Annotated in this window: 19 protein-coding genes; 3 read left to right on the top strand and 16 right to left on the bottom strand. The window is 38.3% G+C overall.

What is annotated here, in order from left to right; all coding sequences use genetic code 11:
• Positions 1–53: 53 nt before the first annotated feature.
• The 7 genes from bsdcttw_RS11685 to bsdcttw_RS11655 form a co-directional block, all read right to left on the bottom strand.
• Positions 54–416 carry a GntR family transcriptional regulator gene (locus bsdcttw_RS11685; protein WP_185259534.1) on the bottom strand — a complete coding sequence of 121 codons (363 nt, stop codon included), beginning with the start codon at positions 414–416 and terminating at the stop codon, positions 54–56.
• A 229-nt stretch (positions 417–645) separates the two neighbouring features.
• A complete protein-coding gene (locus tag bsdcttw_RS11680) occupies positions 646–1,626 on the bottom strand; it encodes a D-isomer specific 2-hydroxyacid dehydrogenase family protein (protein ID WP_185259533.1) in 981 nt (326 codons plus the stop codon).
• A 301-nt stretch (positions 1,627–1,927) separates the two neighbouring features.
• Positions 1,928–2,353, bottom strand: coding sequence for a DMT family transporter (locus bsdcttw_RS11675; protein WP_207726532.1), 426 nt, complete (start codon positions 2,351–2,353; stop codon positions 1,928–1,930).
• Between the two features lie 136 nt (positions 2,354–2,489).
• Positions 2,490–2,804 carry a hypothetical protein gene (locus bsdcttw_RS11670; RefSeq protein ID WP_185259531.1) on the bottom strand — a complete coding sequence of 105 codons (315 nt, stop codon included), beginning with the start codon at positions 2,802–2,804 and terminating at the stop codon, positions 2,490–2,492.
• 169 nt (positions 2,805–2,973) lie between these two features.
• The gene (locus tag bsdcttw_RS11665) at positions 2,974–4,854 is read right to left on the bottom strand and encodes an elongation factor G (protein ID WP_185259530.1); all 1,881 of its coding nucleotides are present in this window, start codon (positions 4,852–4,854) and stop codon (positions 2,974–2,976) included.
• 437 nt (positions 4,855–5,291) lie between these two features.
• The gene (locus bsdcttw_RS11660) at positions 5,292–7,487 is read right to left on the bottom strand and encodes a DNA topoisomerase III (RefSeq protein ID WP_185259529.1); all 2,196 of its coding nucleotides are present in this window, start codon (positions 7,485–7,487) and stop codon (positions 5,292–5,294) included.
• Between the two features lie 153 nt (positions 7,488–7,640).
• The gene (locus tag bsdcttw_RS11655; RefSeq protein WP_185259528.1) at positions 7,641–8,825 is read right to left on the bottom strand and encodes a serine hydrolase domain-containing protein; all 1,185 of its coding nucleotides are present in this window, start codon (positions 8,823–8,825) and stop codon (positions 7,641–7,643) included.
• Positions 8,826–9,007: 182 nt separating this feature from the next.
• Between bsdcttw_RS11655 and bsdcttw_RS11650 the strand changes: the two genes are divergently transcribed.
• Positions 9,008–10,474: a methyl-accepting chemotaxis protein gene (locus bsdcttw_RS11650; RefSeq protein WP_185259527.1), complete on the top strand. Its 1,467-nt coding sequence runs from the start codon at positions 9,008–9,010 to the stop codon at positions 10,472–10,474.
• Between the two features lie 83 nt (positions 10,475–10,557).
• On the opposite strand, the gene bsdcttw_RS11645 is transcribed toward bsdcttw_RS11650, so the two are convergent.
• Entirely contained in the window at positions 10,558–11,817 is a 1,260-nt protein-coding gene (locus bsdcttw_RS11645; protein ID WP_185259526.1) for an Nramp family divalent metal transporter, read from the bottom strand.
• Between the two features lie 326 nt (positions 11,818–12,143).
• Between bsdcttw_RS11645 and bsdcttw_RS11640 the strand changes: the two genes are divergently transcribed.
• Positions 12,144–13,292 carry an aldo/keto reductase gene (locus tag bsdcttw_RS11640; protein ID WP_185259525.1) on the top strand — a complete coding sequence of 383 codons (1,149 nt, stop codon included), beginning with the start codon at positions 12,144–12,146 and terminating at the stop codon, positions 13,290–13,292.
• A gap of 96 nt (positions 13,293–13,388) precedes the next feature.
• Here the strand turns inward: bsdcttw_RS11640 and bsdcttw_RS11635 are convergent, their stop codons facing one another.
• From bsdcttw_RS11635 to bsdcttw_RS11620, 4 genes are all read right to left on the bottom strand, one after another.
• A complete protein-coding gene (locus tag bsdcttw_RS11635; RefSeq protein WP_185259524.1) occupies positions 13,389–15,491 on the bottom strand; it encodes a Na+/H+ antiporter in 2,103 nt (700 codons plus the stop codon).
• Between the two features lie 249 nt (positions 15,492–15,740).
• On the bottom strand, positions 15,741–16,286 hold the full coding sequence (locus bsdcttw_RS11630; protein ID WP_185259523.1) for a hypothetical protein: 546 nt from the start codon (positions 16,284–16,286) through the stop codon (positions 15,741–15,743).
• Positions 16,271–16,918 carry a DnaJ domain-containing protein gene (locus tag bsdcttw_RS11625; protein ID WP_185259522.1) on the bottom strand — a complete coding sequence of 216 codons (648 nt, stop codon included), beginning with the start codon at positions 16,916–16,918 and terminating at the stop codon, positions 16,271–16,273. Before bsdcttw_RS11625 ends, bsdcttw_RS11630 begins: the two co-directional genes overlap by 16 nt.
• Before the next feature lie 95 nt (positions 16,919–17,013).
• Complete coding sequence (locus tag bsdcttw_RS11620) at positions 17,014–18,381, bottom strand: aldehyde dehydrogenase (protein ID WP_185259521.1); 1,368 nt, start codon at positions 18,379–18,381, stop codon at positions 17,014–17,016.
• A 199-nt stretch (positions 18,382–18,580) separates the two neighbouring features.
• Here bsdcttw_RS11620 and bsdcttw_RS11615 point away from each other — a divergent pair, with 199 nt between their 5' ends.
• Positions 18,581–19,072: a DUF1836 domain-containing protein gene (locus bsdcttw_RS11615; RefSeq protein ID WP_185259520.1), complete on the top strand. Its 492-nt coding sequence runs from the start codon at positions 18,581–18,583 to the stop codon at positions 19,070–19,072.
• Positions 19,073–19,080: 8 nt separating this feature from the next.
• Here bsdcttw_RS11615 and vanT read toward each other — a convergent pair whose 3' ends face one another.
• The 4 genes from vanT to vanG all read right to left on the bottom strand — a co-directional run bounded on the left by vanT (position 19,081) and on the right by vanG (position 23,186).
• Positions 19,081–20,253, bottom strand: coding sequence for a serine racemase VanT catalytic subunit (vanT, locus tag bsdcttw_RS11610; RefSeq protein ID WP_185259519.1), 1,173 nt, complete (start codon positions 20,251–20,253; stop codon positions 19,081–19,083).
• Complete coding sequence (locus tag bsdcttw_RS11605; protein ID WP_185259518.1) at positions 20,228–21,265, bottom strand: acyltransferase family protein; 1,038 nt, start codon at positions 21,263–21,265, stop codon at positions 20,228–20,230. The genes vanT and bsdcttw_RS11605 overlap by 26 nt, the downstream gene beginning before the upstream one ends.
• Positions 21,266–21,269: 4 nt before the next feature.
• Positions 21,270–22,025 carry a M15 family metallopeptidase gene (locus tag bsdcttw_RS11600; protein WP_185259517.1) on the bottom strand — a complete coding sequence of 252 codons (756 nt, stop codon included), beginning with the start codon at positions 22,023–22,025 and terminating at the stop codon, positions 21,270–21,272.
• 105 nt (positions 22,026–22,130) lie between these two features.
• Positions 22,131–23,186: a D-alanine--D-serine ligase VanG gene (vanG, locus tag bsdcttw_RS11595; protein ID WP_185259516.1), complete on the bottom strand. Its 1,056-nt coding sequence runs from the start codon at positions 23,184–23,186 to the stop codon at positions 22,131–22,133.
• Positions 23,187–23,353 lie beyond the last annotated feature (167 nt).

Below are 23,353 nucleotides of genomic sequence, written 5' to 3'. Positions count from 1 at the left end.
GCCCTCCGTTTGCAGATATATCTTTATCGTTTATTCTATTTCATTATTTACCTTCACACTTTATAAGCTTCTTCTACTTTCATTAGAACCTGTTGCTTCTCCACCCCAATTTCTTTTGCTTCTTTTAAGAGTGAGGCAACCGATTCCAAAAGATCCATTTTCTTTATATCCAGTAAATGTTCGGTATCCGCTATAAAACTGCCTCTTCCTTTCACTGTATAGATAAAACCTTTTCTTTCAAGTTCCATATAAGCTCTTTGGATAGTATTTGGATTTATCGATAATTCTATTGCTAGATTTCTCACGGAAGGAAGCTGTTCCTGCGGCATTAACCCGCCCTTTAGTATCAGCTCTTCAAACCGTTCTTCCACTTGTTCATAGATAGGTCTTCGGTCCTTGTAATCAATAACTATCATTCGGCACTCCTTTCTTTGTGGTAGCCACATCTGCATACGAAGTGTACTATTACTATTAATACACTTAGTATAGTGTAAAATAATTTATTTGTCAATAAAAAACATACTACTATAAAAAAAAGCCTCTACTCGGTGAAAGCAGAAAAAATACCAGTTACTGCTATCACCGAATAGAGGCCTGCTTTATTTTACTTCGTACACACTTTTTAAGGTTGCTTTCATGAAATATCTATATTTCCTGCCTGCATCCCTTACCGCTGTACATATTAAATAATCCTTCTATTCCCCAGGTTACCATACTGTCAATGTTCCCTCTGGTATAAAATGCCATATGCTGTGTCATTACTACATTGGGAAACTGCCTTAAATATACCATATCACGGTTTTTTAGGATATCTGTTTTTCTATCGGCATGGTAGATACCTTCTTCCTTTTCAAAAACGTCCAGGCCAAGAGCACCGATTTTCTCGGACTCAATCCCTTCTGTTAAGGCTTCTATATCCATTAATTCTCCCCTGGCAGTATTGATCAATATTACCCCGGGTTTCATGTTAGCAATAGCTGCCTTATCAATAAAATGCCTGTTTTCATCCGTCAAAGGAACGTGCAGGGTAATAATATCCGAGACACGGTATAGTTCTTCCAGTGATACATATTCTGCATATTTCTTGCCTGCTTCAGTTTCTGTAATGTTATAAGCTACCAATTTACATCCGAACCCGAAAAGTATCTTTAAAACTTCCGTGCCGATATTACCGGTTCCAATCACACCCACTGTTTGATTACCCAATTCCTGCCCTGTTAAGCCGAATAGAGAATAATCATTAACGTTCTGTCTCCACATAGCCGGCTTGTAATGGCGAAGAGTAAGTAACATCAACATTACCGCAAATTCCGCTACTCCCTTTGGAGGATACCCGGCATTGCATATTCGCAGCCCCAATTCCTTGGCGCTACAGGTATCTATATGATTATAACCTACTGTCCTGGTTGAGATATATCCTATTCCTTGCTTTTTAAGAGCAGTTAACATATCTTTGTCAAGACTGCTTCTTCCAAGTACACTAATTCCATCACAACCGGCAGAAAGCTTAATAGTCTGCTTGTTTAGAGTTTTTCCGGTAGTTACAAGGTCCAAACCAAACTTTACCTTTAACTCCTCCAGCTTCTTTTTTTCATCCTGCCTTAATTCATATACCGCTATTTTCATAATATTCCTCATTTCTATTTCTATTATTATATATAATGCTTAGAATGCTATACCATAATCCTTTTATTACTTCTGATTTCTATCCTTTGTTTTTTGCTTCTCTTACTTTATCAAGTTAAAGCCAAAAAGAAAGACGGGCTAATAAGCCCGTCTTATGTTAATCTTCCTTATGAAGTTCACCTTTCTATGTTCCAAAGGAATCACCCTTTACATTTCTTTTATTGTAATTATACATAGTTTAAGAGGAAATGCAAGTACACATTTCTGATAAGATGATTTTTGTATTTCGAATACAACACTTCTAATCTTTTAAAAACATAATAGTACCGATAAGAAACAAAACCATACCACCCATCTTTTTTAAACTAATCTGGGCATCATTTAAAAATGCATCTATAACCAAACTGCTGGTAAGCTGCCCTGCCAAAATTAATATCAAAGCATTGGATATACCAAGGGAAGGAATCGATCTTGCAGATAAGTATATAATGGAGGCTCCGAAAAAGCCGCCAATAAGCCATATAGGCCGAACTGTAGTTACTTTCGTATATCTTGGCAGATTGCCGATTATCAGATTTATCAGCAATACAAATGTCAATCCGGTCATAAGACTATGAAGTGTGGCTATACTTGGTGTAACATATTTTCCAAGCTGGGAATTAATCGTTGCTTCAATGGTGGTTAATACTCCTGCTAAAATAGCCAAAAGCATGGAGATAATATTCATCCTGCTGCCCTCTGTTACGATTTCTTTATGTATACAAGATATGTACGAGTATCCCATAATATACGAGCTGTATTATGTATGACGAATAAAAAACTTCTGTCTAAGGAGTGACAGAAGTTTTTATTCGTCTTAAAATCTATTCCTTGTTAGTGGGTAAGGCATGTTCTTGCTCCGCTTTCGTTACCGATTCTGGTGTTCCCTCTTCGTTACTGCAACAGCTGTGTTTTCCGCTTCGCAGCATCATGATTATCATCCCTCCCATCATAACAGGACAGATAAAAGGTGCTATAATTCCCAGTAAACCTGCTGCAGCCGGGCTATAACGGGCTATAAAAGGAAGAGTCATTATGATAAGTGCCGGTATCCCGCAACAAAGTATCATATGAAGCATATGTTTCATAGGACTGTGTTCCCTGGTGCTATTACCTCTTTTATTTCTATTAAAATTCATATAACCTCCTGGAATTTCATTTTGCACATTTTATACTATCAGTCATGCTGCTTGAAGTATTCCGCAAATATGATTTCAGCCAACTTGATGGATAACTAATGCATTACAATAACTTATACCATGGCCATATGGAGATTACATGAAGAAATATAATTATAAGGGTTAAATATTAATATTTTTCACTATTGTATAGCTTTCCTTCTTCTCTGTACTGCCAGAAAGAAGTTTCGAAGATTCCTCTGCCCTCTGTTAGGGTAAAGAGAACCACCGAAAAATCTTTACTGGCTTCCAGTGTTACTTTTCCCGTTATTATCATTTCTGTTTGGGTATATTTTGTTTCTTCCATCAAAGCATTCATTCTCACTAACTCAGTCATAATTTTCTTTTCACAACCCTGTGGTGCGGTGAGGATAAAGTTCATAACAGGCTCCATGGTTTTTACACCGATACTGTTTAATGCCTGGTAAACAACTTTTTCAGCCAGTTTTCTAAAATCTGCAGGGGTACTGGTTACACTGCAATAATCAGAATAAAGAAAAGTCACCTTCGTATCCACTACTTCACCACGAAGTCCTTTGCGGATTCCCTTCTCTACACCTTCTTTCACACCATTTTGAAAGGATTTCGTAAGGTCTCCGTATGAAACCTGTGTTTCATAAAAAAAGCCGCTTCCTTCTTCAAGAGGTTCAAGTGTTAGGCCTACTCCGGCCCGCAGCAGATTACTTGGACTGTTGATGGGAACAATGCAGGTTATCTGGTCTATCGGTTTATCCTTCTTAACCGTTATCGCACTGTCAAACTCAGTTTCCAGATGAAATCTCTCTAAAAGCAAGGCTTGCAATATCTCCTTTTGCAAATTGCCAAAAAGCTTAAGCTTTATTTCTTCTGTTTCCTCATCAATATTCAAATCCAGATAGGGATCTTCTATGGTCAATATTTGCAATGCTTCTAACAATTCTCTTCTGGCAGCTGCCGGTATTGGTCTTATACCTACTTGCAGCAGAGGTTCTGTCTGCTTATTTAAGGCAAGCTTGGTCCTTCCACCAATCCAATCACCGCACACAAGTTCTCTGGCATCCGTAATTACCGCTACGTCTCCATCCTGAACTTTATTTTTTGGAACCAATTTTCCATTTTCTAAACCGAATAAATTACGAACAACCATCTCCTGCTGGTCTCTTTCGACCAGAATGTGTTCTCTTAGTACTAGTTCACCTGAAAATACACGGAGAAAGATAAGCTTATGTTTATGTTCATCAAACAATACCTTATAAACATAGGCAGACAAATCCTTATTATTACAAATTCTTGGTACAAACCACTTGCCGATAGCTTCCATTAATTTCGTTATTCCAATATCCCAAAGTGCAGTTCCATGATAAACCGGATAAAGTTTTCCATAACGGTTGCGGGAACGGATTACTTTCTCATAATCATCTGCAGTAATCATTTCCTCTTTCATATACTTATCAAGAAGTTTCTCAGAATGGAGAATTATCTGTTCTGCCATATCCGGCTCATCATAACTCTTCTCAATAATTTCAAAGCTTTGTTCTGCCGCACCATATTGGTAAATTACTTTTTGCATTAATAAGAAATTCTCAGTGAGCTGCTGTCGCATCTGTTGATAAATCTCCTCCAGATTAACACCTATACGGTCTATCTTATTCACAAAGAAGATTACCGGTATTTTCATTTGCTTTAATTTATTAAAAATGGCACGAGTCTGAGGTTGAACTCCTTCTCTTGCAGAAATAACAAGAATTACTCCGTCAAGGACTGATAGAGACCTCTCAACTTCTGCAATAAAGTCCATATGCCCTGGTGTGTCAATCAGATTGATTTTGATTTCTCCAATCATAAAAGATACGGTAGCAGAACGAATTGTCATTCCCCGTTTCTTCTCCAGTTCCATTGAGTCTGTTGTGGTCGTTCCATTATCCACATTTCCCATGGAATTCTTAATTCCGCTATGATAGAGAAATCCTTCTGTCACTGTTGTTTTTCCTGCATCTACATGTGCCATTATACCGATATTTAAAATATTCATCACGATCACCCATTCTTTCTAATCTTCATTTGGTAATCAGCAGCTCCCCTTCTGAGAACGAGCGGGTTGCCTGACATGGGTAATCTTGTTTTTAGGCGCAAAAAACCACAGTCATCGACTGTGGTTATAATTTACATAAAATCCTTGTTCCAACTTTTTATGGAACACTGGATTATATACAAGTACCTAGGCCGGCTGATTGCATCTTTCCTATTCTGTTCTCTGTTTTTATAGACTTGCGCATATTTCAGCCTCCTTCAATTTGTTTTCTTCTTATAAAATACAATACATAAGTTTCAAAGTCAATTCTCAAAATCAGTTATAATTGTTTTATCCTATTCGTGTCTTTACAACTTATCACAAGCATATACCGAAGATTTCATACATAAGCTGTATATATCTTATTGTTTCTTATTTTTTCTTATTTTTTCATACTGCTAAAGCTTAATTTTAGCAAAAGCATCTGCAAAAGCAGTATTAACAGGCGTCTGTTCTTCCTTTTTCATTTGATTCATATACTTAGCTACATCCTTTTTACTGACACCTGCGCCTTCTTTTTTTCGTCTTTCCTGAAAAGCAGAAAGCTTTTCCTTGTGGCCGCAGGAACAAGTGAATGTCTGATTATCACCCTGACCAGTTAATTCCATCTTCTTGTGGCAGACCGGACATCTGGCATTACTGGTTCTGCTGGTAGTCTCCCTGTGACCGCATTCACGGTCTTGGCACACTAACATTTTACTGTTTTTACCGTTTACCGCCAACATATTCTTACCACAGACAGGACATTTCTTATTTGTAAGATTGTCATGCTTAAAATTACCTTCACCTGTTTTAATCTCTTCTACGATTTCTTTCGTATAGTCGGTCATTTCCTTCATTAAGTCCTGTTTTTTCAGGCTTCCCTTTGCAACCCTAGCTAGCTTCATTTCCAGGGATGCCGTAAGTTCCGGTTTTTTTAAGTCCTCCGGAACCAGATTTAGAAGTTGTTTCCCCTTAGAGGTTATGAAGATATCCTTGCCCTTCTTTTCCATCAGGAAGGAATTAAAAAGCTTTTCAATAATATCCGCACGAGTGGCAACAGTTCCAAGACCACCGGTTTCCCCAAGAGTTTTGACTAATTCCTTATCCTTCTGTTCCAGAAAATGAATGGGGTTCTCCATGGCGGAAAGAAGTGTTGCCTCGGTAAAATATGCCGGTGGCTTTGTCTTACCTTCTGTTATTGTAAATACGATAGGTTTTAAGATATCATTTTTTGCTATCTTAGGCAATTTTTGATTCTCTTGAATATTACCGTTCTCTTCTTTTAAAGAAGCCTCTTCCGATATATTTTCATAGATTTCTTTGTATCCGGCAGACTTAATAATCTTACCCTTAGCTATAAACTCTTCTCCACCTGCTTCAACCTTTATTGTGGCTTCTTCATACTCACAAGGGGGATATAGAACAGCCAGGAAGCGTCTTACTACCATATCATAAATCTTTCTCTCATCTGAACTCATATTCTCAAGATTGACATACTGCTCCGTGGGTATAATCGCATGATGGTCACTTACTTTCTGATTATCTACAAAGGAGGCATTTGCTGCAATAGGCTTTCTTGTAAGAACAGCCGCCAATTTCTTATAAGGTCCGGTACTTATAGCTTCCAGCCTTTCTTTCAATGTTCCAACAATGTCAGTTGTAAGATACCTAGAATCCGTTCTGGGATAGGTTAAGACTTTATGGTTTTCATAAAGGCGCTGCATAATATTTAAGGTCTCTTTTGCTGAAAAGTCATAACGTACATTTGCTTCTCTTTGAAGCTCTGTTAGATCATACAATCCCGGGGAATAGGATTTTTTCAACACTGTACTAACTTCCGTAACGGTACCTTCTCTTCCGGTAAGCTTTTCTTTAAGCTCTTCAATCTGTTTCTTATCATTGGTCGTGGTATTCTTAGTTTTAACATCCCGCCAGGTCAGCGTCAAACCATTTACCCTGCCGATTAGTCCAAAATAAGGTACCGGAACAAATTTTTTGATATCTTCTTCTCTTTTTGCTATCATAGCCAATGTTGGTGTCTGAACTCGTCCGCAGGAAAGACTTGCATTGTATTTACAGGTTAAGGCTCTGGTAGCATTCATCCCCACAATCCAGTCCGCCTCCGCTCTGGCCACTGCCGCCTGATAGAGATTCTCATAGTCCTTTCCGTCTTTCAGTTTTAAGAACCCTTCCCTTATTGCTTTATCCGTTACAGATGATATCCATAATCTTTTCACAGGTTTTTTATTGTTGGCTTTCTCCAGAATCCACCTTGCGACTAATTCACCTTCTCGGCCCGCATCGGTAGCAATTATGATTTCAGATACATCATTTCGATGAATTTGCGTCTTTACAGTCTGATATTGCTTACCTGTCTGCTTAATAACCACCAGTTCAAATTTATGCGGCAGCATCGGCAGATGCTCCATCTTCCATTCCTTATATTTGTCATCGTATTCTTCCGGATCAGCGAGTGTTACCAGGTGTCCCAAACCCCAGGTAACAATATATTTATCCCCTTCCAAAGCACCGTTAATATTCTTATTACATCTTAATACTCTTGCAATATCTCTTCCTACAGAGGGTTTCTCTGCAATAACCAGTGATTTCATTTAGACCTCCATGCTGCCCGATTTACTCTATTTCTTAAGTTCTCATTTATTTTAACATAATACGGGAAGAAATAAAATTAAAAACTGCCGGATTTCTATACCGCGATGAAGCTTATATGCTTTCATCCAATATATAAATCCGGCAGCCTATGTTTATTCCTCAGCGCAGCTGCTGATGATTATGTTTCTTAACTTCCTGGTGATTTCCATGGTACCTGCATCTGTTTTCTGCGTCATGAAAAGAAAGTTCAAATTGTCCGTAGGGCAATTAGAAAAATAACAGCCAAGCCAGCCATCCCAACCATATTCATGAAGGCTGCCGATAGTTCCAGCTTTTGTCGTATCAACTAATACTCTCATAAGGTTTCCATAACTATGTCCCTCTAACTCCAGCCATGACTCCATACCCTTTTGCTGTCTTTTATTTAATACTTTAGTGGTCATATATGCAACTGTTTTGGGATGAAGTATGGTAACTCCTTCATAGCTTCCGCCGTTCATAAGCATAAGTGAGAATTTGGAATAGTCATCAATGGTGGAAACTAATCCGGCTCCTCCAGCCTCATATGCCGGTTCTCTGTCCATGCTTTGAATGATTCCAAGGTTATTAGCAGTATATAGAGTTAAACCACCTTTATCATCAGCACGATAGGTATTTGCTAAGCGGTCTCTCTTTTCTTTCGGAACATAAAAGGCTGTGTCCTTCATTCCCAGCGGTTCAAATATTTCTTTCTTCAGGAACTCACTGTATTTTATGCCGCTAACCACTTCAATCACAGCAGCCAGTACGTCTGCACTGGTGCCATAGGCCCAAGACGAGCCCGGATGAAACGCCAGCGGACAGCCTCCCAGTTTGTTGGCAAACTCAACAGTGGTTAAGGCATTTTCCGTGAGAAGTTTCTCAGTGACTTCCTTATAGACCTCTGTAGTTGCCTTACCGGCTTTGTCCTCACCGCCATATAATAGTCCTGATGTCATATTCAGTAAATCTTTTATTCTCATCTCTCTGTTTACGGGAACCAGTGTTCCATTCTCATCCACTAATTGGTCACGAAAACTCTCCAGATATTTACCAACAGGTTCATACAGATCTAACATTCCTCTTTCTACTAGAATCATGGCAGCAGCTGCTGTAACCGGCTTTGACATAGAGAACAATCTAAATATTGTGTCTCTCCTGATCGGAAGCTCTTCTTCCCTTGAGGCTAAACCATCCTCATGATAAAATACTTCTTTCCCGTTTTTAAAAACAAGCAAGTTGGCACCGGGTATCTCGTTCTTTTCAATAGCTGTGCGAATAGCATTTTTAATATTTAGAATATCAGCGTTATTAAGCATACTTTCTCCTTTTACCTTTGTTCTTTTATCAGCAATAAGCTCTAAAACCAATTATAATCCTTTGATGAACGAATACAATGTATTATTTCATAATTTCAAAGTTTAAAAATCCGTTGCACAGAAAGTAACAGCCGTTTATAATGATATAATCAGACCTACTTACGAAAGAAAGGAAATATAGAATGCCAAATTTAAAAAAGAAACCATGCTCTGAAATGGGCGAAATTCTTGAATATGTTGAAAATATGATGACCGGAGTACAGACAGCTTCCCCTAAAAGTAATCATCCTTTCCATCAACAGGCAATAGATCATTTTAACAAACTTTTTACCAATGAGGAGAAAATGTCTGTAGCAGTTAAAAATATTATGGATTTTGCATCCTCAATCAGTACCTTTGATGTGGGAATGACTTACATATCAGATCAGCTTAACAATTTTTCAATTGAACTAGGAAATTTAAGCGAATCAAATCTTGCAATTGTTGAAGAAACAACTGCTACGATGAACAATGTCTCTGACACCATTGATAATACAGCTGATTCCTTACAGCAACTATCCTCTGACTCAAAAGCATTAGCCTCCCGCAACGCACAGAGCAAAGAATTGCTGGGTCAGGTAAGCAATTTAAAGGAGAATGTTGTGAGCGACACACATGACATGGCCGGAAAAATCGACCAACTACTGCAGCTCACCAGTGAAATCGGTAAAATTGTAGATAGTGTACAGACAATAGCAAACCAGACGAACCTGCTTGCTCTGAACGCTGCAATTGAGGCTGCCAGAGCAGGTGAACATGGCAAAGGTTTCTCTGTGGTAGCAGAAGAAGTACGAAAGCTGGCGGATGACACGAAGCATAACCTTGATGATATGCGCGTGTTTGTTGAAAATATACATTCTGCAGCCACTGAGGGTAAGAGCAGTCTAACAAGAGCTCTGACTTCAACCGGTCAGATGAGCGACAAGATCGACCTCGTATCGGATACAATGGCTGATAATATCAATATGCTGGAAGGTGTCGTGGATACCGTAGAATCCATCAACGATTCCATGCAGGGTATAAAAGTCGCTTCCATAGAGATTAACCGCGCCATGGAAGCCTCCAGTGAGGATGCCGAGAAACTTAATACCATGACTTTAAATATAAAAAAGGATGCCTCTGAAAGTGTATTCTATGCCAAAAGCATCTCCAATATCGACGATAAATTATCAACTCTCGCAGCTAATCTCTATAGCGGTTTAAAAGGAAGCAGACATTCCATTACCAATGACGAGATATGCGATATTCTTGAGAAAGCGGTGAACGCACATAAAGAATGGATTGGAAAACTCCAGTACATGGCAGATACAATGACTTTACAACCCCTTCAGACCAATCCCAGCAAATGTACCTTCGGCCATTACTATAAAACACTGAATCTGAATCATCCATCCATTCAGAAAGAATGGGAAGCTATTGGAAAGCTCCATCACGAATTCCACTTAAAGGGTGACATTATGATTCAAGCCATTAAGGATAAAGATACTGAAAAATCCAAAAGGGTTCTAGAAGAAGCTCATAATCTCTCCTCGGAACTAATTGAATTAATAGAGAATTTAATTGAAACTACAAAGGTTTCAACGAAGAATAATATAATGCTATCCTTTTAGGAACTTATCTATAACAAAAGAAAGCTCTATGCACCCTGTTTATCAGGCTGCATAGAGCTTTCTTATTACCTTTTATTATACAATCAGCCTAAATAACTTGCGAACAGCATAATATTCAAAATAGTCAGTACAATTGCGATTGACCAAAGAACAATATTACTTAACAGGCTGTTCTTATATTTACCCATAACCTTTTTAGAAGACGTTAAGTAGATCTGCAAAAATACGGTTATCGGAAGCTGCACACTAAGAAGCATCTGGCTGTACACCAATCCCTGAAAAGGGTCTTTTATAAAGAATATGATCAAAGTTGCAATAGCCAGTATTCCAACTACACCGATCTTTGTATGCCTGTCTTTAATATCATAAGGCTCACCAAACATCCCTGCAAAGATAGTTCCCGCTGCCATCCCAGCTGTCATAGTAGAGGAAATTCCTGCAAAGAGCAATGCCACACCAAAGATAACAGCTGCAAAGCTGCCAACCAATGGAACCAGCATCTGTTGTGCCTGCCCTAACTCGTTAACCTTTACATGCTGTGTAAAGAAAGTAGTAGCAGCCAATATAATCATTGCGCTATTTATAGCCCAACCTATAATCATGGAAAACAGCGTATCCAGAAATTCATATTTTAACTGTCTTGCAATAACTGCATCATCTTCCAGATTCCACTGACGACTCTGTATTACTTCTGAATGCAGGAATAGATTATGAGGCATTACAACTGCACCTAAAACTGACATAATAATGGGCAGGGATCCCATGGGGAACTGAATTGTTGTCCAGCCAGATACCGCTTCGTGCCAGCTAACGTGAACAACACTAAGCTCATAGAGAAAAGAAATACCTATTATGGACACAAAACCCATTATAACTTTTTCCAGCTTCTTATATGTATTGGTAAATAGAAATACTACAATTACTACAAATATTATGACTGAGCCTAATTTTATTGGCACCTTAAACAGCAGATTCAGCGCAATTGCACCACCTAGAATCTCTGCCATAGCCGTAGATATCGCTGCCAAAAGGCCTGTAGTAAGAATTATTTTAGATAACCAAGGTTTTAAATGCTTGTTTGCTGCTTCCGAAAGACAATCTCCTGTTACTATTCCAAGGTGGGCAACATTATGCTGCAGCAGTATCAGCATGATGGTTGCAAGTGTAACCATCCATAAGAGCTTATATCCGTATTCAGATCCTGCCGCTATGTTTGATGCCCAATTGCCGGGATCAATAAACCCAACCGTTACTAAAAGTCCAGGGCCGATATACCCTAATAATTCTCTTAAGCCAAAGGAAGGTTGATGACCTTTGGTATTTAATATATTCTTAAGCTTCATGCTTTAAACCTCCCGATAAATTTACAGATTGTACCCCTGAACAGATTGATTTGCTCAAAACTAATTACAAAACTGTCTCCACTCTATACTTTAATACCTCCACGTTTTACTTGTCAATCATTTTAGGTAATTATTCCACTTTAATAACGTGATTCGTGCTGTTGTAAAAGTATGCTCCTGTTGTGTTAGTTATTGTTTCTTCCTCCTATCTTCTGCTTTCAGATGCAAGGTTATAATAATCCTTGACTTCCCCTATAGTTATCCTATAATACATCTTATATACAATATTATATCTGATAATTCAAAATTCAGGAAAAGAGGTAATCATGCAATACAGAATAAACCCTAAAAACGGTGATAAGATTTCAGTACTGGCTTTTGGCTGTATGCGTTTTAAAAGAGATGAAAAAGAAACAGAAAGGCAGATTGTAAAGGCCATCGAGCTTGGAATCAACTATTTTGATACTGCTTATATATATCCCGGCAGCGAAGCTACTCTTGGCCGTATACTCTCAAAAGGGCACCGTGAGAAAGTTAAGCTTGCAACAAAGCTGCCTCCTTATTTGGTTAAGAAAAAGGAAGATTTTGATAAGATATTCAATACACAGTTAGAACGGCTTAAAACCGATTATATTGATTATTATCTTATACATATGCTTACCAATTTGGATGTATGGCAGAGAATGGTCAGCCTTGGAATATTAGATTGGATTAAAGAAAAGAAGGAAAAAGGACAGATTAAGAATATTGGGTTCTCCTATCACGGCGGCAGTCAGGAATTCATTAAAATTATTGATGCCTACGACTGGGAATTCTGTATGCTTCAGTATAATTATTATGACGAATACAATCAAGCCGGAAAAAGCGGTTTAGAGTATGCGGCGGAGAAAGGACTTCCTATCATGATTATGGAACCTTTACGCGGCGGAAAACTTGTTAATCTGCCGAAGGAAGCACTCTCTGTTTTTGAAGAAAGTCCGGTAAAGCATACTCCCGCAGAGTGGTCCTTCCGATGGCTGTGGAACCACCCGCAAGTTCTTACCGTACTCTCAGGTATGAATTCACAGGAAATGCTCGCCGCAAATGTCGCTTCTGCTGATGAAGCACAGATAGATGTTCTTACCTCTGAAGAGTTTGATTTGTATAAGCGTGTAAAAGATGTACTAAATAAATCTTTCCTGGTTCCCTGTACAGGTTGTGGATACTGTATTCCATGTCCTCAAGGAGTGGATATCCCTCTTTGTTTCAGCAGTTATAATGAAACAGCTACCAACGGTAAAATATCTGCCCGCTTTAATTATATTGTCCGTACTACCGGTCACAATGCAGGCAAATGTGTTAACTGCGGATTATGTGAGAAACACTGTCCTCAAAGTATAGCTATCCGTAAAGAACTTAAAAATACGGCATCTGCTTTAGAAAGCTTTCCCTATAAACCTTTATCAGGTTTTATAAAACGTTTTATGAAACTTTAAATTAGAAATAAAATTACAAGACACATTTAATAACAATTATAAACAAATTATCAGAAGAAGCATTTCTGTTTTAAACCAACTGCTTCTTCTGATAAATCAAAATACTGCCGCTTCGCTGGATTGCTGTAACTGCAGCTCCATCAATGCAATATCACTTCTCATCTTCCTGGCAGTTTCCCAGGATATCCGCCCTTGTTCAAACATACCCTGAATTCCATCCCTTTCCAATTGAAAGCTTAAATGCACCAAGTCCTCCATGTCATTTATACTTGTAGTTGGTACAGTTTCCGTATTCTCTATGCTCTGATGGTAATCATCCGTCCTTTTTCTTGCCGCTACCAGTGCTTCCAGTCTCTCATATTCTGAAATCAGCTTATTGAGTGCTATGGTGTCATCCTTCTCTTTTCTTTCATACAGCCTTTCAAGAACATATTCATTATTCATCCGTCTGAGAGTTTCCATCTGTCCGCGGTTGATATCATAATTCACAGCTACTATTCCTTGCTTTCTTCTGCTTCCCAGACCCTTGATTATCCTGCTCATTTTAATATAGGAAAACTTCAATTTCTTCTCATTTTTTCTACAGATTTTGTTTAACAGCTCCAGATATTGAAGTGCGGTCGTTTCATCAATGGTTTTATTATGGAGCAACGATTTCGTATAAGCTTCTTCCCAGCTGAAAACTTCTTTTCTTAATTCACGTTCTTCTTTTTGGTTGGATTTCTTGTAATTCTTACTTCTTAGCTCCTCTGCTCTCATTAACAGATTTCTTGTAACTCTTGCAGCCTGGAATCTATTTTCATCATTTGTAAGTTCGTTTATCTGTTTGATCACATTCTGTATAATCTCAAGACAAGCCGCTCTCTCTTCGGTTCCTTTATCCTCCTTACTATCCTGCTTTAATAAAAGAGGCATGACAAAATTAGCAACCACCAGGGAGCAGAGAATAACTCCAGCCGCTATAAATATTATAAGGTCCCTTTCAGGAAATACTTTTCCAGAGCTTAACACCAGCGGCAGAGAAAGTATAGACGCCAGTGTTACACTTCCCCTCACTCCTGACATACTAATAATGAGACTTGTTTTAATACGGCTAAGCTCACCACCTAAGGGTTTTTCAGAAACAGCCAGCTGTCTCAATTGGGGTCTTCGTTTATTGAACTCTATCCTTTTAAATCTCTTTTGCTTTGGTGCGGCAACTGTGAAATACGACCATAGAAAGCGTATTGCCATCATTGCAGCTGTAATGACAAGAATAAAACCAATAGTTTTTAGATTACTGACAGATACATTATACCAAATGGTATTAATAATATGTGGAAGCTGCATACCTAGAATAAGAAATACTATCCCGTTTAAGGCGAAGGTTAAGGTTGACCACACACTTTTTGATGCAATATTTAATGTGGCTGTCTCTGGATTTAGTCTCCTGCCTTCAAAGGAATGGATAACGCCGGAAATAACAACTGCCAGGATACCGCTTACTCTGCATTCCTCCGCTGCCATATATATTATAAAAGGTGTTAATATTCCAATAAGTAAATGAAAGGTAACGTTCTCCATTCCTAGTGTACGTACCCATTTAACAAACAAATATTTCAGTGCTGTCATTGCAATTCCGACAGCCACACCGCCTAAAGCAATAATCAGGAACCGGCTTCCTGCCTCTATCAAAGAAAAGGTACCGGTAACCATAGCCGCTACAGCAAACTGAAAGCTGACTACACCGGAAGCATCATTAATTAAAGCTTCCCCTTCCATTAGATGCTTGATGCCTTCCGGTATCCTTATTCTCTTTCCCAGAGAGCTGACTGCGACAGCATCGGTAGGTGCAAGGGCCGCTGCCAGTGCAAATGCTGCTGCCAACGGAATAGCCGGAATCATAGCATTTATCAATACACCAAGGACAGCTACTGTAAAAAATACAAGGCCTAAAGCCAGCATCACAATAGGCTTTTTCAAATCCCAAAGTGATTTCTTATCCGACTGCATGCCATCAAAGAATAACAAGGGAGCAAGAAACAATATCATAAATAACTCAGTATCAAATTCAAAATGATAGACAGAAGGTATAAGGGACAGCACCACACCTAATAAAATCTGTATAATTGGAATTGAAAAGGAAGGAATAAAACGATTAATTAAATTTGAAACTAATATCGCTCCTAACATCAAAAGAACACAGTAAAATATCTCCATAGCATCATCCTTTCTTTTATAAAGGTACCTTTGTATTTATTGTATATTTTATCTATTCAAGCCACGGATGTCAAGAACTTTTCCCAGTGTGGAGTAAAAGACAGAACTATCACCTTCCAGGAATCCATTTTTACCTTTACAGATAATAAAAAAGGAATGCTGCATGATCCTCTGACTGATGATTTCATGCCTCATCCTTTATTCGTTTGCTTGTATTATATTCAATAATCCTTACTAATTATCGTTTTTCTATTCATTTAATTTTAATTTTCTTCGAACCTTCTCCCAGATATTACCTTGAAAATATCGATAGCCTTTATCATACAAAAATAAAACAATCTGTCCTCCTGCAATTATGAACAATTGTACTTTGAAATTAATCTCTCCGGGAAAGATAAGTTTAGGAGCCAATAATAATATTGATATAAATATCAAATTAAATAAAATATATTTTACCAGCCAGAGAACCTTATTTCTAACAGTTATACTCTTTACAATATACAGCTTATCATATGCAAATTCCGAAACAATTAAGTACAATGTCATTGCACCATAGGTAATAAGGTAGAATTTATTTGGTGCCAGTAAAGCACCAAGTATCAAACTTCCTGCAAAAAAACCAAAGCCTATCCCTAAGCCGCCTTCTCTGTAAGCTATTCCGGCACCAAAGGAGGCAAGAGCCAGTAGAAACAATGTATTGAACTCCAATACACCGCTAAGAATAATCAATACTACTGTTAATGCCATTAAAAGGCTTAAAAAGGCCAGCTTTCTTGTTCCTAGAAGCATTGACACAAATCTCCTCCCATACATTCACATAAGGTATCAGCAACACATAAATCACAGCAGAAGTTACCGCTTCCACAGCCACTTCCGTAACCGCCGTAATTCTGTCTTCTGGTATCATCATAACGCCTGCCCTGCCAATCCATCTGATTCAGCAAGTTCCTGTATTCCATGTTATTTGGCTCCAAGTTAACCGCTTCTCTAGCATGATTCAGAGCCACATAGTTATTTCCTGTTCTATTGTTAGCTATCGCACTGTAGTAAAACCATCTGGCAGTTCTGGGCATAATCCTGTCAAGTTCATTTAAAGCTTCTCGGTATCGTCCTGAGTTTAAGTATTCATACACGGTATTTAAACGTGGAGAATCACCATAAGCACCTTCCGGTCTGCCATAAGAGGTATTTGCTCCAGAGGCGTATCCTCCTTCGGAAGAATTACTGTAACCGCCTTCTCTTTCCTTCATAATCTGGTCATAGGCCTGCTGAACTTCCTTAAACTTTTCAGCTGCAAGGTCAGCAAGAGGATTATCAACATTAGAATCTGGGTGATATTTTCTGCTCAGTTCACGATATGCTCTTTTTATTTCATCATTGGAAGCGCTGGGAGTCACACCAAGTGCTTTATAAGGATCTGTCATCATTCGGGTATTCCTTCCGTATATTCTGTAAGACTTTCGTTAATATTCTTCATTTTATCATTGGACAGGGCATTTTACAACTTATTATTCACCTGACTTTATAAAATCTTTCTTAACAAGTTTATTTTATTTTTATAGGGCGGATATCTCAAGGGAATATCCAATATATTACTCTTTTTTAATACACTTTTGCTATGACTAAAGGTGGAAAAGCTTAAATTACCGTGATAACTTCCCATACCACTTTCTCCGACACCACCAAACCCCATGGAAGTTGTTGCCAGATGAACAATCGTATCGTTTACACAGCCTCCGCCAAAAGAAGTATTTTTCATAATGTATCCTTCATTCACTTTTGAAGTCGTGAAAAGATATAGAGCAAGCGGCTTAGGCCTGTTGTTTACAAAGTTCTTAACCTCCTTCATACTTCGAAAGGTCATAACAGGAAGCAGAGGTCCAAATATTTCATCTTTCATTATGATTGACTCTGCATTATCTAGTTCTAGTACCGTGGGTTCGATTTTTAGGAGCTCACGATTATATTTCCCACCAAATAAGACCTTTTCTTTCTCTATCAATGACAGTAATCGGTTAAAATGTCTTTCATTAATAATCTTAGGAAATTCCTCATTTTGAATAGGAGAATTACCATAAAGTTTGCTGATCTGTTTTTTTAATTCCAATATCAGAACTTCTTTTACTTTCTCATGTACGAGAATATAATCCGGTGCTACACAGGTCTGACCCGCATTTAAAAACTTGCCCCAGGCAATTCTTTTTGCTGCCAGAGCGATATCTGCTGTTTCATCTACAATACAAGGACTTTTTCCGCCAAGTTCCAATGTTACCGGAGTCAGATTTTTAGCAGCTTCTGCCATAATAATCTTACCTACAGCAACACTGCCGGTAAAAAAGATATAATCGAATTTACACTGTAAAAGCTGCTTGTTCACTTCCATATCACCTTCTATTACTGCCGCAAACTTCTCCGGAAATACTTCTTCCACTACTTTTTTTAAAACTGACATAGAATGAGGCGCATATTCTGAAGGTTTAAGGATAACGCAATTTCCTGCGGCTATAGCGCCTGCAAGAGGTGATAGTGACAATTGAATGGGGTAATTCCAAGGGGCCATAATAAGAACGCTGCCATAGGGCTCTTTATATATTCTGCTGACAGAAGGGAATTGAGTAATGGGCGTTCTCACTTTCTCAGTCTTTGCAAGCCTTCTGATATTCTTAAGCAGATAATTTATCTCTTCCAGCACCATGCCGACTTCTGTTGCATAAGATTCAAAAGGAGATTTATTCAAGTCTTTCTTAAGTGCCTCCAATATCTGAGGCTCATTGTTTTTAATGCTTTTCTTAAGATTAAGTAATTGCCTGATACGAAAATCAATATTTCTCGTATTGCCCTTTTCAAAAAAGCTTCTCTGCCTTTCTAATAGCATTTCAATATTTTTCATTACGACCTCCTTCTAAATAATACATTCTATTAATTCTGTTAGCTTAAATTATACCCATTTAAAACCATAAATCAATCCCTGCTGCATTAAGTATTTCTTATACTTTTTTTATGTTTCGTTGACTTATGGTTTTTAATACTATATAATGTATTATATAGTACCATATTATCTCATTTTAACTCTTATAGGAGAATAAACAATGTTTACATTGGATGAAATTCGTGCTTACCGCTGCCCAAGGTGGAAAGATTGGCCGGCCATCGATTTATATATGGATCAGGTAATCAGTCTGATAGAGGATAGTATATCCTTATTTTATGAAGATTTACCTGCAAAGTCGGTAACTTCTACTATGATAAATAACTATGTGAAGCAAAAAATAATAGTTCCCTCTAATAATAAAAAATATCAAAGGGAACATCTTGCTTATCTTTATGTGCTGTTTTTATTAAAGCCGGTACTTAGTCTGACAGATATCAGCAATGGTATCTCTTTCATGCAAAACAACCAGACAAATGAGGAAACTTATAATCTATTCTGCGACGAGCTGGAAGCGGCCCTTGCTATGGCTTTTGATGTGAATGAACATCCTATTGAGAGAAGGCCCAATGATATTATACAAACCATTGCATTGGCTTTTGCCTACACCCTGCTAGCAAGATATTACATTGCTTCCAATAAGGAAAAATAATACTCATACTACACATACATTCTGGGAAGCCGATTCCCTAACCTGCACAGCAACTCGTTGGTTATGGTTTCGGCTTCATCTGCAACTTCCCCTGCAGAAATTGTTTCTTCAGCCTCTGTTCCGATAAGAGTTGCTATATCGCCGATATGGATACCCTCCACACCTGTGATATCAACAATCAGCTGGTCCATACAGATTCGTCCTGCTATTGGAACTTTTACCCCTTTTATGATAACCTGTCCCCTTCCTTCTGACAAGTTTCTGGGATACCCATCCCCGTAACCTATTGTTATAACTGCAACTGTCCTTTCACCCTCGGTGATATAGGTTCTGCCATATCCAATACTTTCATCGTTTTCTACTTTTCTGACTAATGCCACTCGAGAATGGAGAGATAATACCGGGCTTATTGCCGGCTGTAAGATTGTTTTATCTCTCGCTGAACTTAAGGTGCCATACATTCCTATGCCTATTCTTGCATAATCACAGGAAAGCTTGTTGTAATTTAAGAGCCCATAGGTACTTTGTATATGAACTGGAACCTGTATTTTTCGTAATGTAAGTTCCTTAACCAAGCGATAGAATCTGTCAATTTGCCTTTTTGAAAATGCTATATCCTCTTTTTCTAAACTATCAGCCACACAAAGATGTGTAAATACACCCATTACTCTGAGGTTGGAGGCCTTGAATATACTCATAATATTATCTATATCTTCCGGTGCATAGCCAAGCCGGTGCATTCCTGTGTCGATTTTTATCTGCACTTTTAATGGCAAGGCAGTTTCTATCAGTGCTCTTCCATGTGCGGAATCTATGACAGTCTGTGTTAGCTGAAATTCATAAAGTTCATTTGCAAGGGACGGACTTGTATATCCCAATATCAGAATTTCCCCCTTTATTCCCTGCAGCCTTAATTCAATTCCTTCCTGTAAGGTAGCCACAGCAAAACAAAAGATTCCTGCTTTATTCAGTAAGGATGCTGTCATAGCACTTCCATGGCCATAAGCATTTGCCTTGACAACTGCCATCAGTTTACAGGATAGTGGCATTATCTTCTGAAGTTCTCTCACATTGTTAAGAAGATTTTCGCTGTTTATGCTTATCCACGCTCTGTCCTTACTTTCTTTTCTGTCAATTATATGATAATTATTTTCCTCACTTATTATTTTCGTAGACAACATGAGTCCTCCCCCTTTCTTTTGTCAACTTATTGGCTGCCAGATAATAGACTATTCCTGCAAGGAAAGACCCTGCTGCCACTACCAGGAAATGAATTAAACTGTTATTTACGGTGTATTCCGTAAGTTTTAACGGTTTAGAAATACCTCTGACAGCAATGATTACAAGAGGATGAATAATATAGACCGCCATTGAGATGGTTCGAAAGCTCTTAAATTCACGGCCTTCCTTTTTTAGCAGCAGCAAGAATAGAAAGAACATAACCAGTGGCAGGCTAATATACATACTGTCGTGGCGCATAACTCCTATGTCTCTTAGAATTGTAGCTTCTAAAGTCATTAGAAGAATACCGCACAGTAACATCCATATGCTAATCTTCTCAGCTGTCTTTCGATATTTCCTAATAACTGCACCTAATAGAAAGAACAGCGGTGCCATAAAAAATCCATTTCTTGTGTAATCCATGATGTGAAACAATCCCATGTAAAAGCTGCCTAATCCCGGTATATTTTCTATTAATCCATAATAACTGTCCCCAAGCAGTCCAAGCAAATATAGCAACCCGGTAACTATCAATGCTTTTCTAAGTCCAAGTAACCGTAAGCACCAAAAACTAATTGCTGCTCCTGTAATAGCTGCCGGAAGATACCACAAATGATACATGGTCCCGTCAATTACAATATCCCGCAGCAGACGAAATGCCAGCATTTTCCCTTTGAAATATCCCATATACCAATTAACCGGAAGGTAAAGCAATATGGAAATAACATATAGAAAAGTAGTTTTTTTAATAAAGTTCAAGATTTTTGATGTACCTATCTCCTTACTGTTGTATAAAAAGAAACCTGAAACCATAAAGAAAAATGGTACTGCAACTCTTCCAAGTACCCTTGTTACTATGAAATCCCCATAGGGACTATAAGACCTCAAAGGTGAGGTGTGTATAGCGATAACGAACAATGCTGCAATCAAGCGAAAGGCATCAATTCGGGGGTATTTTCTGCTCTCTCCCATCCCTTCACCTTCCCTGCCATTTTGTTATAATTATTCCTTCTTTGTTATTGCCGGATATTTGACATATCGTATCTTCCTCCAGCTTTATCTTCTGTATGTCCCCATCGGTAACCTTAAGATAGCTGATTTCAACCCTTTGCCCATTCTTCTGATAGATTAAGGGATTTTCTTCATAACCATGACTTTCTAATTTTTCTTCATATTCTTCTAGGGAGAGGCTGCTTTCACGGATAATCATGGAATGAGGATATCCCACATAACGAAAATGCCAGGGTTCATGACCGATTCCCGTGATGTTCTCTTTTTGCTTTTCATATCTTTGAATAAATCCAAAATCAGCTGCCCTTTGGCGAAATTCCTGACATATTCCTTCCTCCGGAAATTCAGGACATATAAAATCAATATTTTCCTGCTTTTTGCCAAGGTCTATTGCTAATCCGGTCTGATGCTCACTTGCTCCTGGCAAAGCAACATATTTTTCTGTGAACTCCTGTCCGTTTTCTTTTAAGGAATCTCTATAGATTTCCTCTTGCTCTTTTATACTGCGATATCCGCTGACCGCTGTAATTTTTTTCTCTGCTTTAAGTTCATTTAGAAGCTGCCTTAACATTGAAGCGGCCCTATTCTCCAAATATACATCTGATTGTATTCTTGAAAGGTTTTCTTCCTTTATATCAAACAGTTTCAATGGATAATCTTTATTTACTAGTAGCAGATATCCGCAATAGACATCCTTTCTATTAACTGTTATTTCTTTCATATTAACCCCTTTCGTGAGTATCAATTCTTCGGCTTGATACTCCTGAATGCGTCATTGAAAAAACTGCTTTTTGTTTTTTCAACCTAACCTTCCACATGATGTGTTTTAGCCCATAAGTTCTTCTGTGATAAGTCTGCTTAAGATATCCGCATAGGATAAACCGATTCCTTTCATCATTCCTGGGTACCTACTGTGAGAGGTAAAACCCGGAATGGTATTAACCTCATTAAAGACAATTTCTTTTTTCTCCGTAAAAAACATGTCAACTCGTGCAAATCCTTTGCAGCCCAGGGTTCGGTAGATAAGAGCCGCACTCTCCTTAATTCTTTTAACTGATTCCTCATCAATTCGGGCAGGCATATGAATTGCCGAACTCTTTAAGGTGTATTTCTCTGTGTAATCAAAGAAGCCTTCCGTTAGCTCAATTTCATCCACTTCTCCAATAATCAGCTTATCCTTGCCCATAACTGCACATCCTACTTCAAAACCGCTAATATTTTCTTCTATCAGCACCTCTCTGTCATGATGAAAAGCTTCTTTGATAGCCGGAATCAGCTCTTCCTCCTTATATACCTTCGTAATACCAAAGGAAGAACCGGCTTTTACAGGCTTTACAAATACAGGGTATGACATATCCCTTACCTTCTTAAGAATAAGTTCTTCCTCTTCTGTTCCATTTAATAGAACTGCTTTTGGTACAAGAACTCCGGCTTCTTTCACCAGCCTGTGAGCCTTATCTTTATCCATACACAGAGCCGAGCTCTCAGTATCACAGCCAATCAATGGAATACCTGCCAGTTCAATTAATCCCTGCACAGTTCCGTCCTCACCGTTCTTCCCGTGAAGTACCGGAAAAGCTCCATGAAGCTTCGTTGTTTTAATGCCGCCCTTCGTAAACTCAATTATCCCCTTTAAACTTCGGTCCGGAGAGATTAGTGCTGCGTTTAGATACTGTTCTTTATCCTTCCAGGTATCCGCCTCAATCTCTGACAAAGGTCCCAAATAGCGGTACCAAACTCCTTCTCTGGTTATGCCAATTCGAATAATATTGTATTCTCCCATCTCTTCCAGGACTCTTAATATGGATGATGCCGATTGAAGGGATACCTCGTACTCCGATGAACATCCGCCAAATATCACTGCAATATTTTTTTTCAACATTTTCATTCCTCCTAAATATTCATAAGGTACAGCCCTTCAAACTGGATTATAGTAATCTATTATCGATTACACTTTAGTTAAAGAAGTAAAAAGAAAAGGCTGTCCGCTGCTTTGATATCATCATACCAAAGAAGCGGACAGCCTTTTTTCGTTTTCTAACATGAAAT

Source organism: Anaerocolumna chitinilytica (genome assembly GCF_014218355.1).
In the GTDB taxonomy this organism is placed as follows: domain Bacteria; phylum Bacillota; class Clostridia; order Lachnospirales; family Lachnospiraceae; genus Anaerocolumna; species Anaerocolumna chitinilytica.
The sequence above is the reverse complement of the archived record's forward strand: the minus strand, read 5'-3'. Positions and strand labels throughout refer to the sequence as shown.

Coding starts and splice junctions, on each gene's coding strand:
- bsdcttw_RS11605 (WP_185259518.1), bottom strand. CDS start 21,265: ATGGGAGAGAGCAGAAAATACCCCCGAATTGATGCCTTTCGCTTGATT.
- bsdcttw_RS11640 (WP_185259525.1), top strand. CDS start 12,144: ATGCAATACAGAATAAACCCTAAAAACGGTGATAAGATTTCAGTACTG.
- bsdcttw_RS11600 (WP_185259517.1), bottom strand. CDS start 22,025: ATGAAAGAAATAACAGTTAATAGAAAGGATGTCTATTGCGGATATCTG.
- bsdcttw_RS11680 (WP_185259533.1), bottom strand. CDS start 1,626: ATGAAAATAGCGGTATATGAATTAAGGCAGGATGAAAAAAAGAAGCTG.
- bsdcttw_RS11625 (WP_185259522.1), bottom strand. CDS start 16,918: ATGATGACAGATCCTTATAAAGCACTTGGTGTGACTCCCAGCGCTTCC.
- bsdcttw_RS11635 (WP_185259524.1), bottom strand. CDS start 15,491: ATGGAGATATTTTACTGTGTTCTTTTGATGTTAGGAGCGATATTAGTT.
- vanG (WP_185259516.1), bottom strand. CDS start 23,186: ATGTTGAAAAAAAATATTGCAGTGATATTTGGCGGATGTTCATCGGAG.
- bsdcttw_RS11615 (WP_185259520.1), top strand. CDS start 18,581: ATGTTTACATTGGATGAAATTCGTGCTTACCGCTGCCCAAGGTGGAAA.
- bsdcttw_RS11660 (WP_185259529.1), bottom strand. CDS start 7,487: ATGAAATCACTGGTTATTGCAGAGAAACCCTCTGTAGGAAGAGATATT.
- bsdcttw_RS11685 (WP_185259534.1), bottom strand. CDS start 416: ATGATAGTTATTGATTACAAGGACCGAAGACCTATCTATGAACAAGTG.
- bsdcttw_RS11675 (WP_207726532.1), bottom strand. CDS start 2,353: ATGAATATTATCTCCATGCTTTTGGCTATTTTAGCAGGAGTATTAACC.
- bsdcttw_RS11650 (WP_185259527.1), top strand. CDS start 9,008: ATGCCAAATTTAAAAAAGAAACCATGCTCTGAAATGGGCGAAATTCTT.
- vanT (WP_185259519.1), bottom strand. CDS start 20,253: ATGTTGTCTACGAAAATAATAAGTGAGGAAAATAATTATCATATAATT.
- bsdcttw_RS11620 (WP_185259521.1), bottom strand. CDS start 18,381: ATGAAAAATATTGAAATGCTATTAGAAAGGCAGAGAAGCTTTTTTGAA.
- bsdcttw_RS11645 (WP_185259526.1), bottom strand. CDS start 11,817: ATGAAGCTTAAGAATATATTAAATACCAAAGGTCATCAACCTTCCTTT.
- bsdcttw_RS11655 (WP_185259528.1), bottom strand. CDS start 8,825: ATGCTTAATAACGCTGATATTCTAAATATTAAAAATGCTATTCGCACA.
- bsdcttw_RS11670 (WP_185259531.1), bottom strand. CDS start 2,804: ATGAATTTTAATAGAAATAAAAGAGGTAATAGCACCAGGGAACACAGT.
- bsdcttw_RS11665 (WP_185259530.1), bottom strand. CDS start 4,854: ATGAATATTTTAAATATCGGTATAATGGCACATGTAGATGCAGGAAAA.